General features: G+C 40.7%; 9 protein-coding genes. All 9 read right to left on the reverse strand.

Translation table 11 applies throughout. The annotated features are described in order from the left end of the window. Positions 1-420: hypothetical protein (locus HDT28_04025; protein ID MBD5131744.1), on the reverse strand; the 420-nt coding region annotated here is incomplete at its 3' end. Between the two features lie 2 nt (positions 421-422). Next, on the reverse strand, positions 423-1,166 hold the full coding sequence (locus HDT28_04030; protein ID MBD5131745.1) for a hypothetical protein: 744 nt from the start codon (positions 1,164-1,166) through the stop codon (positions 423-425). Between the two features lie 289 nt (positions 1,167-1,455). Further along, positions 1,456-2,367, reverse strand: a complete 912-nt coding sequence (locus tag HDT28_04035; protein MBD5131746.1) for a hypothetical protein — start codon at positions 2,365-2,367, stop codon at positions 1,456-1,458. Between the two features lie 44 nt (positions 2,368-2,411). Further along, positions 2,412-5,114 carry a DEAD/DEAH box helicase family protein gene (locus HDT28_04040; GenBank protein MBD5131747.1) on the reverse strand — a complete coding sequence of 901 codons (2,703 nt, stop codon included), beginning with the start codon at positions 5,112-5,114 and terminating at the stop codon, positions 2,412-2,414. A 6-nt stretch (positions 5,115-5,120) separates the two neighbouring features. Next, positions 5,121-6,182 carry a DUF1016 domain-containing protein gene (locus tag HDT28_04045; GenBank protein ID MBD5131748.1) on the reverse strand — a complete coding sequence of 354 codons (1,062 nt, stop codon included), beginning with the start codon at positions 6,180-6,182 and terminating at the stop codon, positions 5,121-5,123. Beyond that, positions 6,179-7,858, reverse strand: a complete 1,680-nt coding sequence (locus HDT28_04050; GenBank protein ID MBD5131749.1) for a site-specific DNA-methyltransferase — start codon at positions 7,856-7,858, stop codon at positions 6,179-6,181. Before HDT28_04050 ends, HDT28_04045 begins: the two co-directional genes overlap by 4 nt. After that, positions 7,836-8,669, reverse strand: a complete 834-nt coding sequence (locus tag HDT28_04055; protein MBD5131750.1) for a hypothetical protein — start codon at positions 8,667-8,669, stop codon at positions 7,836-7,838. Before HDT28_04055 ends, HDT28_04050 begins: the two co-directional genes overlap by 23 nt. Then, on the reverse strand, positions 8,654-11,590 hold the full coding sequence (locus tag HDT28_04060) for a DEAD/DEAH box helicase family protein (protein MBD5131751.1): 2,937 nt from the start codon (positions 11,588-11,590) through the stop codon (positions 8,654-8,656). Before HDT28_04060 ends, HDT28_04055 begins: the two co-directional genes overlap by 16 nt. Positions 11,591-12,016: 426 nt before the next feature. Further along, positions 12,017-12,181: a hypothetical protein gene (locus HDT28_04065; protein ID MBD5131752.1), complete on the reverse strand. Its 165-nt coding sequence runs from the start codon at positions 12,179-12,181 to the stop codon at positions 12,017-12,019. Positions 12,182-12,578: the final 397 nt, after the last annotated feature.

Here is a 12,578-nt window from a genome sequence, read left to right on the forward strand (position 1 = left end):
CGGTTTCTCTGAAGCAAGACTTACAAGATAATCGTGAAGCTCATAGTCCCAACGCTGCCTGATCTTAACAAACTCTTCATCCGTTTTATTAGCGTAGGGAAAATAGGCATTGACAAGAATTAACTGGTCGAAACGAATAACGTTCAGACATCCGGTTTCAAGTAGCCATTTCGGTGCATCATTGCGCTGTGCCTCAATGTCAATCTCCAGACCATGACGCAAATATGTGCTTACACCTCCGAATAATCCTTTCTTCATTGAACCAAGGAATCCCAGATAATCGGGTATCAGTGTAAGGAAACCTCCATTCCTCCTTACTTTCTGAAAACACAGCACATCAGGCTGCAACTCGGCCACCAACCGATTCACAGCCTCCAACCGCGCCCGCAGCCCATTTACGTTCCAACTGAGTATTTTCATATTTAAAATTTTCGTAAGATTGAAAAAATATCTTTGTGACACTGCGCTTCGTCATATACTTGAAAATCAAAAGCCTTTAAATGCTTATTGGAATCAAAGCCAAAGTTTCCTTCATTTAAATCGACACGTGCATTAGGATATATAGACAGAATCTCCTTATAAAGCTTACTAATAAAATCAAAGAAAAACAAACTGAATTTAACTCTAATTTCTCTCTTATATTCCAATGTACTATATTCTTCTTCATGTTGGAGAGCCAGGAATCTTTCTAACATATTTCGAATTTCCTGTATTACTTCTTTTGAACCCTCCCTGTAAATATCGCATATCCTCCAGTAGTCTCCAGACCTACCATTATTATTGAAGAATTCTGAGATCCATACATGAATGAAATCTTTAACTGCCAGCTTGATGTAAGGTTGTAACGAACTAGACATCTCCAACTTTTCCATAAATATGACTCCATAATAACGATTCTGAGATTTCGAATAAAATGAAAAGACAAGGTGAGGAGAAGCAATACAAGAAGACATTATTCCTTGAGGATACTGTTCGTTGTACTGAGTTAAAGCATAAGCCACGGTAAATTCTTCAATATCTCCTGTAACCTTTACTACCAGCCCTCCCATTTGATAGGCGTATCCATTGTTCCCGCCTCCAATAAACTCCAATCCAGCAAGCGAAGGATTATAGGCACATAATTCGTTTTTAATTTCTATAGCTTTTTCTTTATTATTTTTATTCATAGCATATTAGGACTTGTAAATTTCTTTCTACTCATTTCGGTCTTCCATGAAAAGAGAAATATAATCATTTTAGTTCTTAAGCAAGACAGATGGCCAAAGGCAATGGGGAATATTCCCCTAACAATGGGTGGCAATAAAATAAATTAAAAGGCTCGTTGAACACTAACCTTAATTATTATATTGCGGATAATCATTTTAATTATTCATTTGAAAATTTCAAGAGTTCACTGTTGGGAAAGAATCATCTCAACAGTGAACTTATCGATGTTGTAAAACTTAACTATTAGTGTTATTTCACTAACTTCATTGCTTTATCAAACCCGTCTACATTAAGTTTGAAGCGGTAATCACTTTGGCCGTAATTGCTATAATTCATAAGGACAACAATATCTCCTCCCTTTTTGAGAATATCAACTATCTTTTGATAGTCCTCTGTTCCATTATAGAATGAACCAATCTGACCAGACTGTCCTGAGTTCCAAAGTCTGAAATCATGAACATTTCCCTCGCTATCCTTAATACGAGTTACATATGTTGCGTCATCATCTTTTACAGGGCTTGATCCGTATTCAAAAAGACGGAAGGAAAAACTATTTCCATCAATAAAGAATGCCACTTTAAGGTTTGAGTTAGTTGTTGCGCTATTACTAAACACGCCGTCTCCCATCAAGACAAGATATTTGTCGTTAGTCTCTTCCCCGAAGGAATCGGAATAGCGTTTGAGTTCCCAAGCACCTGTTCCTGTAGGTACTTCAATCTTAACTTCATTTTCGCGGGCTTTATCTCCAACGGCTCTACCATTGCCATTGATAAAAATGGCAGATAAGTACCGAAGAGCAGCATCGTAATCGAGATCTTCGTAAATGTTTCCCTTACGATTTTTCTCCCAAGTTGGATTGTCTACATATACACTATCCGCTGCGAGTTCGTGTATAGCCTCGTATTTCTTATCGCCTTGAATAAGATAGATGTATTCCATCTTATCGGTAGATTCCATACCCAGACCATTCTTCGCTGTAAAATCGAAGTGAAGTATAGAAAGAGAATCATTTTGGTAGACAGCGTTTACATTATCGATTTTCACGCTTTCAGGATTCTTAGCCAATTCCTTGACTAATGCCTCCATGGAAGTCCTGGCTTCTGAAGAAGTTTTTTGAGATTGGCTACAGGCTGTTAAGATCAGAACAGCCAAAATAACCATTAATGAAGTTAAATGTCGCATGATTAAAGGTATTTTGGAATTAATTATTTAAGTTTTATTTGTTTGAGAATATAATTAAACGAATAACCTCGATCTACGAGAGTATGGGGAATAATGAGGTAATGCCAAGGTTTGCCGCCATTTTGTGCGGTAAACTCGGAGGCTCTACGGCAGAACTCACGAGCGGCTTCTGCTTTGGCTTGCACATCAGAATCGTTGACATCTTTCTCCGCTTTGGTTTCACACATGTAGATAGCGTCAGCAGTTTCTACAATGAAGTCCGGCTCGTATTTCTTTGCTCCACTCGACCAGTATATATTGAACTGATTGGGTACAGGACGAATCCATTTGAGGACTTCATTGTTGGTTTCGAGAATGAACGAGAAGTCAAGCTCGGTAGAACTGTCGAAACGATATTTTGTATAGTAGGACTTTTTGAAACCTACATACACAAATTTGACTACGGCAGACTTCTGTGCCGGTACTGGTTCGTGAAAATCCAATGTTCCCCAATTATTAACAATTATTGGTTGGTCAAGAATTTTTGAGAATGGTAGCACTTTGTTGATTTTGAACTCTCCCGGAATAATGCGGTAGTGTTCTTTCATCTGCTTATATATATTGTCAGCGAGACTTTGCTTGAATGCGTGAACTCGCTCGTTCAAATCATCATCAGTGATACCGGGAGCATTACTGCGAATAACATCTACGGCTTGTCCTACAAGTTTATAGAGCAAGTCGGAAATTTCGTCATAATCAACGTCATCAAAGTCTATAAGACACGCGATGAGCTGTTCAACAGCCGGGCGCTTAGAACTTCCGGATTTTCCGGCAATCACTTCAAATTCAGTAGAGTCGTGGAGTCCTTGTCGGATAATTTCTCGATGCAATTCATCGAGATTATATCCCTTAGTAGTATCGAGGTCGAAGTCCTCAAATATAGCCTTTACATTTTGTTGTTCAACGACAATGCGCGGAATTTCAATAACATTATCCTTGTAATCCTCTACGACGATATTTATTATTTCGTCGACCTGGGCTATCTGCTCGGCTGCATCTTGTTCCGCAAAAAGGGAGTCCTTGACACTCTCCTTGATGGTTTCAATAGCCTTTTCGCGGAGTTTTTGCTTAACCTCTTTCTTTTGGAGGTCTCCAAAAGAGGCTACACCCTCAGCTGCAATATTGGAGATGGCGGATTCGACAGCCTTACCTACTTGGGTAACATATTGTTTCGACTTCTCCGATATTTCTCCTTTGACCTTTTCGATTTGCTTCTGAATCTTCTGCTCAGTAGAGGTTGGAGTGGTTTCCACACGACCGCCCTGTTCCCGCTCGTCGCGATCTTCAAGCTCGATAAACGAAACACGTTTTAGAAGTGAATTACCCTTATTTGCCTCGTCGATAACTTTCTGGAAGTTGTCGTGAGCAATAACGGTTAAAGTATCAACATCTTTATTGCCGGTGCGTTGACCGCCGTAAGGTAAGCGCAGTCCACGTCCGATAGTCTGCTCAATGAGGATAGCTGCATTAGAGGCACGGAGTGGAATAATTGTGTAAAGATTATTCACATCCCAGCCCTCTTTAAGCATATTGACATGTACGACAATTTCTATCTCGTTGTCGGGTGATTCAAGAGCTACAAACTGACGCTCAATATCTTCATCCTTTTTCGAGGTACTATCAATACGAAGGACTTTCCCCTTATAGGCACCGTGATAAATGCGATCGCTCTGCAATAAATCTTCTATGTCTTTTGCGTGGTTTATATCTCGGCAAGTGACGAGAATGAATGGCTTAACAACCGGCAGGCCGTTCTGCTTGGCATACATCTCAATAGCGAGTTTTGTGCGCTCATGCACGGTAATTCCGTCTTCAAGTTTGATAATTTCAATATCTTCGGGAGTGAAATTATCCTTATTGAAGTTTCGGGCTTTTGCAATCGCCGGATTTTTGACATATAACCCATCGTCGAGAGCTTCTGCAAGATTATATTCAAAAACGATATTCTTAAAGGCTTTCCCTTTTTCATCGAAAGGTGTAGCCGTCATCTCAAGACCAAGAACAGGGCGAAGCTCATTGATTGCTTTTTTTGAAGCGTCTCCGTGATAGCGGTGCGCTTCGTCCATCAAGATTACAAGATCAGGAAGCGATGCGAGATAATCAAAGTACGATTGACCGAGATATTCAGACAGGCGACGCATGCGCGGTAATCCTTTTTTACTCTCTTTACTATCTTTGTTGAACTTCGAGATGTTGAAGATATTGATTTCAAGGTCTGAGAAAAGAGAGCCGGTGCGCTCCTGATAGTTCTCGCCAGTAACGATTCTTGGTGGCCTTCCGACAAATTCACTGATACCCTTGAACACATATTTTGAATATGACTCATCGCCGAAATCTTTTATCAACTTCTCGTAAAGAGTAAGATTGGGAGCAAGCACAAAAAAGTGCTTGATGCCTTTCTTGAGATAAAGGTATGCGATGATGGCACCCATAAGTCGCGTTTTACCGATACCGGTGGCAATAGAAAAAGCAAGAGAAGGAAAATCCCGGTCAAACCCTTTCACAGTCGGCACGATGGATTTCACCTTTGCAAGTTCAGCAGCAATAAACATTTCAAGCATATCCGGGTCAGTCGGTGGTTTCTGCAAGGAAAGCTTATCGGTCAGTCGAGAGGTAAGCTCTAACGCTTTCGCAAGTGGCTTGCGAAGCGAAAGACGTTGACGTATGTAGTTAACTATTTGGTCCATAGATTACTAATTACTCAATTCGGCTTCAATCTCATCAATTGAAGGTAATGTACTTTTGAAATTTTCGGGTAATATTTTTTCTAATTGATATTGTGACACACCGATAGGCAGATTATATCCTTCCAATGAGTATTGAGCTAATACATTATCTTTAGTTTTGCAAACCAATAGCCCTATCGTAGGATTATCTTGCTCAGTTTTAAGCAGATGATTTACTGCCGTTACATACATTCCTAACTGTCCCAGAAAGCCTGGCTCAAATTTTACCACTTTAAGTTCGATTACTACATAACATCTTAGTTTGAGATTATAGAACAATAAGTCAGTAAATTGTTCAGTCTGTCCGACATTCAGCTTGTATTCCTGTCCCACAAATGCGAATCCCTCACCAAGTTCAAGCAAGAATTTAGTAATATTTTTCAGCAATGCCTCCTTCAACTCCCGTTCTTTGTATGGACCGGAAAAATTGACAAAATCAAATATGTATGGATCTTTGGTAATTTCCTGTGTCAACTCACTTGTTGCCTCCGGGAGCAATGCTTTGAAGTTGGAAATCGCCTTTCCCTGACGTAGATGGATTCCGGTTTCAATCATGTGATCCAATATCGACCGGGACCATCCATGTTTTACGGTATTCTCTATATAAAAGAGAGCCGTCTGAGGTTGATCGAAATACTTATCAATGAGCAATCGGTGATGGCCCCACGGAACTCTGAAAAAATCTGCCGCAGGTTGTGGCGGATTTGATAGTGAAGATTCTGCCACAGCTTGTGGCAGAATCTTCGAGTACATTATATAAAATTTTTTAATGGCCTGTAGATTCCGACTCGAAAACCCCTTGGCTTCAGGAATTGCCGCCTTCAAATCACGACTCAATGTTTCGAAGAATTTACTGCCATACTTATTCTCAGACTGCATGGCTACGATGTCATGACCCAATTCCCAGTAAAATCGCAGCATTTCGGAATTTACCGCAATCGCAGCTTTTATTTGAGCGGACTGATAGCGGTTAGACAACTCGCCAATCCAATCCCTATACTCCTTATCCAATATCACTTTTCCACTCATTGATTGAAAAGATTTGGTGTGTCATCGTTTTTCTTCAGAGAATTTTCCTCCTGATCACCATCATCCCATTCTTCATCTTCAATGTTGGGCACTGAGATGATATTTAGGGAATAGTCGTCGCGGTCGAACTCGCAGGTGTCGAGAAGAACTTTGGGGATTTTCTTGATAGTGATGTTTGAGTACTTGTTACGACACTCCGGCTGAAACTTGGTGCAGCAGATAAGTAATGATTCATCTTCGCCCAACTGATTGTGAATTGCGTCGAGCATTTCAGCAGTAATCAGTTGGGTGGTAGTGAAGATAAAGTCATGCTCAGAACTGCTACCTTGTTTCCAATAGACTTCTTCGTCGGGAGAATAAGTGAAACCCTGATGCTTAGCCATAGCAGCGGCAAGCATATCAGCATTGTAATCCTTATTGATTACGAGATTACCGTACTTGTCATGGTTGAGAAGACTCGGCGCAAGTTCATAGAACTTGAAGCCACCTCCGCCATTCCAATTTACAGACCTTGATATACCACCTTGCTCACCCTCGATAACCTTTTTCATGCGGACGGCACAATGAGTATATGCGTGTTCGCCTAATTCAACACCAATCCATCTGCGCCCCATTTTGTGAGCAACCGCAGCAGTTGTACCGCTACCAAGGAAGCTATCAAGAACTATATCCCCGGACTCAGTTGAGACAAGTAGAATCTTCTCTATAAGTTTCTCTGGCTTTGGTGTGGCAAACCATTGAGATTTATCCCATTCAGGAAATAATTTTTTTTGTTCATACTTGGCTTGACGATTATGTCCTGTTTCTTCTAAGTCTATCCATAATGAAGAGGGAGGGAGCCCGCGGCTATCACAAAGATAAGTACGGCGCTTAATGTTTGTAAAATCTTTATTAAAATAAATCTCTCCTTTTGACATTTTCTCGTCTATAGTGTCTTTACTCCATCGCCATCCGTTCTTAGGAGGGTGGATGACAGTTCCTATAGGTGTCTCTATATCAAACATCAAGTTTTCACGAGGTGATGGTGACGATATGGGATTGCCATCAAACCATGGACCTTTCGGATCATTATCAGGATTTTTGAAATGAGTGCTTTGAGAATCTTTAGGAGGCAATCGTTTGGAAAGCCATCCGCTACTTTTGGCATACACCAATATTGTATTATGGTCTATTGAAAATTGTTTAGAATCATTATTGGAATTATCACTCGACCGCCATACAACAGATTGAACAAAATTATTGCGTCCGAAAATCTCATCGCACATTACTTTACAATAATGAACCTCATTATCGTCTAATGCAATCCAAATGGTTCCATCTTCTGCTAATAAGTTATGAAGCACTTTTAAGCGTGCATACATAAGATTAAGCCAAATAGAATGTTCCAATGAATCATCGTATTGTTCAAAAGCACTACCAGTATTATATGGAGGATCTATAAAAATACATTTTATCTGTCCTGCAAAGTCTTGTTCAAGAGCGCGAAGTGCAAGAAGATTATCGCCGTGAATGAGCATATTGCCCGGCCACGGTTTGCCATTAGGAAGAGTGCAGGTTTCGACCTCTCCAAAACTATATTCCGGAGTGTCAATCAGCAAACGAGGCTCAATGGCAAGAGGCTCTTCCTCCTTGCCAATCCACGTAAGTTCCAGTTTATTTATCTTGTCCTTTACCATTTGTTGTTAAAATTATTTTATCCTTTGGAAGATTATACGAATGGAAAGCCTCAATCTTACGAATTGGGTAAAACGTTTCATATAACCAATTTGATATTTCCACTATTTTCTCATTTTGCCAGAAAAGCCTTGTCAGAATTTGTGAGATTGAAGGCATATGAGCATAAATTACTTCGGATGAAAAACTATCTGAACCATCCGCAGATTGAAATAGAAGATTATGACAACGATGTGAGTTATATAATTCTTCAGTTATAAAACCTCCTTGGTGCTTTATACAATTAGCCCATTCAGCAATTCCGTATTTATTATGATTTCTACAGTCATAGTAATTTTTAAATTGAGAATAAAATTTACTAAATTCTTCATTCGAAGAAGAAAACAAGTTCAAATCTTTAGTAAATTGACTGTCTGTCTTAATCTGTTCTTTGATACCATCAATTTCTTTATAATCGAAAGTAGTTAAACGGCATTCATCTTTAATCAATTTTCTATATTCTTTGGATGTATAGAAATCAGAATTAAACCCGAATCCAAATAAAAGAATTTGTAAAAAGTAGTCATAACATGATTGGTAAGAAAGTATCGCGTTACAAACGTTAAAAAATGCGATGCTATCTGAAACGGCTGAAATGTTGTTTATTGAATAGTTTCCTTGATTAATTTTATCCGATAATTCAATAAATTTCCAATAGCCTACAAGAGATTCTTTAGTCACTTCAAAAGTCTCACTCTGATTGTCACCAAGAGTGAAATCTAAAAGGTTGTGTTTAATTCTGAAATTCTTTAGTCTCATTATAAAATCTTCCAATGAAAAGTTATTAACTTGGTTTGTTCAATCTTTTGGGCGAGCATGGCTTCAACTTTTGAAAGCAGTTCTTCTTTCTTCGAATCCACATCGTCCTGAGCCTGATAAAGATTGAGACGCTTTTCGCTTCGACGTTTTTCAAGGTCCTTGATAAGACGTTGCAGACGTACTTTTTCATCAAGGCGTGAAGTCTTTTTACTCTCGCTTTTGCGAAGTTTGATTTCAGCGTCAAGATCGCGTAACTCTTTTTCAAGCCCGGCTTTCACGTCTTCAGACCAGTTGTCGAGTTTCTCCATTTCTTCCTCAAAGAAAGAATTATTACGTTCAGCATTGGCGGCAGTTATTTCCGCACGTTGTGCGGTGATTGCGTCAGCGAGTGCATTCTCAATTTCAGGGTGGACGCGATTAATCGCGTCCCTACTGTCATAACCGGGTAGTCGCAACATATACTCGGCAATGTCGGAAGGAATGGTTTCTCCTGTATCAGTAATACAAGCGTGAAGAAGAATATCCTCTTTCTCGAATGAGTCTATGGTAAGTTGCTCGACAGTGAGCCAGCCCGACTGACCGACAAGTTGCTTGATAAAAGCAACGTTAAGCGGTGAGTTACTGTAATCGAGTGTAACTTCGGAGACAGGAACAGGCGCAGCTTTTAGACCGGTTAGCATATATTGAGCGAGTGGATCACCAATGCGGTAAGGTCGTACACCATCTGCTAACTTAGCAGTGCGTCTATTCTCGGAGCTTACCATCATATATTCACCTGGGAAACGACGATACCAGCTAACGGCTCCGTTATCGACAAACGGATGGACGATAAACGAGTGGTCTGTATCGTTGAAATCGGCATAGTCAGCGAAATAACTTCGAGTGAGTTGCCATAGAGTCTGCTCGAATTGGTTGAGATTGTCTCGGGTTTCGGCAAGATCGCTGCGAAGTTTCTGCTTCACCGACTCGTCGAAGTTCTCTAATAGAGTGGTTCGGGCTTTCAGCATTCTATCGGAAATCTGCTCTTGCAGTTCCTCTTGGAGTGCATCGAAAGCCTCTTTAATTTCTTTGGGAGAGCGGCAAAGTTGATATATCTGCGCTATACGCTTTTCAAAATCTACACCATTGCCGATTGCGCCGAGAACTTCATCGGAAGCGCCGAAAACTCCGTTGAATAGCTGAAACTTTTGGTCAAGCAATTCATAAACGCGGACATCGGCAGCGTTTGCTTTATTGAGGAAGTTGATAACAACTACATCGAAATTCTGACCGTAACGGTGGCAACGTCCGATGCGCTGCTCAATGCGCTGTGGATTCCACGGCATATCATAGTTGACCACGAGCGAACAGAACTGAAGATTGATACCCTCAGCGGCAGCCTCAGTAGCAATCATAATAGTGGCTTCATCGCGGAAGTAGTCAACAAGAGCAGCACGTTTATCGGCGGTTACCGAGCCTGTGATCTTTGATGTACCCTTATGCTTTTCTTTCCAAGCCTTGTAAATGGCTGTGGATTGCTTGTCGGAATTAGAACCATTGAAAAGTACCACTTTTCCCTTATAGCCTCTCTTTTCGAGCAGGTCTAAAAGGAAATCTTGAGTACGGCGCGATTCAGTAAAGATAAGAGCCTTTTTGGACGCACCGAGTTCTTCAAGTTGAGCAAATCCCTGATTTAAGCCCTCAAAAAGTTGTTCCGCTTTTGAGTTGCGCTTAATCCTGAAGGCAAGTTCGCGGAATTTTTCAAGGTCTTTGATTTCCGCTTTCACACGCTCGATGTCTTCGGGCAAGAGCATTTCTTCCTCGTCCGGCTCGTCCCCGTCTTCTTCATCATCAAGCCATTCTTCGGTTTCACTCTCGTAGTCCTCGTAGTCGTACTTGAAAAGTTTATCATCGGACTGCTCAACGCCCTGGCGTTTGAGCTTAGCTTCCAACTTTTCAATTAGGGCGCAGAGAGTCCCGTATATAGCATGGGTTGAAGATGCAAGAAGTTTGCGGAGGATTAGCGTCATAAGCTGACGCTGACTGTTAGGAAGCGCATAAAGGCGTGGACGTTGCAGATACTCCGAAACAAGGTCGTAAAGTTCCTGTTCCTGTTTAGTAGGAAAAAACTCTTGCAGTATGGCGATACGCTTTGTGTATCGGATATATTCCAACACCTGTCGTCGAAGTGTTCGCTTACACAGAGGAGCAAGACGGCGACGTAGATTAGTATAATCGGTTTCGTCGAGATTGCGATTATACTGCATCTTGAAACTTTTGAGGTCGCCAAACGCATAATCATCTATTATGGTAGTCAGACCGTAAAGTTCAAGAATAGAGTTTTGGAGAGGCGTAGCCGTAAGTAGTATTTTCTTGCGGTCAGCAAGAGCGTTCTTTATTGTGTTGGAGATTTTGTTGGTAGGCTTATAGACGTTGCGTAGGCGGTGAGCCTCGTCGATTACTACCAAATCCCAATTCGTCTGTTTAAGATACGGGGCTTTAGTCTTTGCGAACTGATATGAACAAATAACAATTTCCTCGCAGTTAAATGGATTGAGATTGCCATCCTCAATGTAGCGATTGAAAGTTTTTGCTTCAAGAATACGCGAAGGTAGAAAGAACTTCTCATGAAGTTCAGTCGCCCACTGCTTGCGTAGGTTAGCCGGAGCAATTATGAGCAAGTGGCGTCGATGTTCAGCCCAAAATTGAGAGAGGATTATACCTGCTTCTATTGTCTTTCCAAGTCCTACCTCGTCAGCGAGAATCGCGCCCTTTGAAAGCGGAGACTTGAAAGCAAAAAGAGCCGCGTCTATCTGATGCGGTGTAAGGTCAACCTGTGCATCCTGTAATGAAGCTGTGAGCTTACCGAGACTGTCGGAAGGCAGACTCCTTGTAAGCCAATAGGCAAAGTATTTCTGTTGTGCAGCTGTCAGCTTCATATTAAATAACAAGAACATCCGCGTAGCATCTGAAGGCCGACCAAAGCCTGTAACGACTACAAGGATGTTCCCAAAGATTTTCGGCTTTCGGCGTATATCTCTGTTTTTCTAATTGGTCATTTTACAGATTTATGTTACTTTCAATTGCAAAGATAATAAATTTTATTGATAATATAAAGCAGGCAAAGATGGAATATTATACTTTATAGCTATTATAATGTATCATGAGTCTGTGAAGTAAGGGTGGATATAAAAAAGCAATGCTGCCCGACTAAGTGGCAGCATCGACTTGGACTTCTTTTATAGTGCTAACAGGAGCGACTAAAGTCTCCAGAGGCACTTTGCGATTGCAAAGATAATGCTTTTATTTGATTCTGCAAGCCTAAGCTTTGACAATCTATAATAACTTTTCAAGTAAGTTCATTAATCAGAATTTGCATCCTTTTATTTCCTCAATAGCGACTTTAAAATCTGCCATTCACCTTTTCTGTCACTTCCAACTCTAAGTAGATAGCCTCGCTCTTTTAAATCTCCAACCACTCGTGATAAGTATCCACGTGAAAGTCCCGTCTCTTTTTGTAAATCACCATACTTCACACTGGTATTCATAGAAATGAGATTGAAAACCTTTCGGTGGGTTTCTGATAATGGACTGAATTCCTCCTCACTATTTTCTGTCACCTTAAGATTTGCATTCCTTTCGATAACCTTAGTAGCTGTTCAAATTAAAACGATATAATCAAGTTTCATTTCAATGATTGAATCTCGCATATCCTACGCTTGGCTATTTTGGCCGCTTTGACCTTGTCGCTCAGTCACGATGCCCGCATCGCTCCTTCGCTTCGCGGCCAAATCGTCTCAAAATCGCCAGAGCGTATAATATGCGTTTAATTTGACCAGCTACTTAATCATTTATTTGATAAACTTCTTGCCGTTATTGATATAGATACCATTTGGAAGGTATTCCAAGTCAGATAATGAGTATTTGTGCCCTGAGAGGTCATAA

This window comes from Clostridiales bacterium, from assembly GCA_014799665.1.
Classification (GTDB): Bacteria; Bacillota; Clostridia; order Christensenellales; family Pumilibacteraceae; genus Anaerocaecibacter.

What these genes read in the sequence shown, in the direction of transcription:
- HDT28_04030 (MBD5131745.1), bottom strand. Translation starts at nt 1,166, where the DNA reads ATGAATAAAAATAATAAAGAAAAAGCTATAGAAATTAAAAACGAATTA.
- HDT28_04035 (MBD5131746.1), bottom strand. Translation starts at nt 2,367, where the DNA reads ATGGTTATTTTGGCTGTTCTGATCTTAACAGCCTGTAGCCAATCTCAA.
- HDT28_04040 (MBD5131747.1), bottom strand. Translation starts at nt 5,114, where the DNA reads ATGGACCAAATAGTTAACTACATACGTCAACGTCTTTCGCTTCGCAAG.
- HDT28_04045 (MBD5131748.1), bottom strand. Translation starts at nt 6,182, where the DNA reads ATGAGTGGAAAAGTGATATTGGATAAGGAGTATAGGGATTGGATTGGC.
- HDT28_04050 (MBD5131749.1), bottom strand. Translation starts at nt 7,858, where the DNA reads ATGGTAAAGGACAAGATAAATAAACTGGAACTTACGTGGATTGGCAAG.
- HDT28_04060 (MBD5131751.1), bottom strand. Translation starts at nt 11,590, where the DNA reads ATGTTCTTGTTATTTAATATGAAGCTGACAGCTGCACAACAGAAATAC.
- HDT28_04065 (MBD5131752.1), bottom strand. Translation starts at nt 12,181, where the DNA reads ATGAATACCAGTGTGAAGTATGGTGATTTACAAAAAGAGACGGGACTT.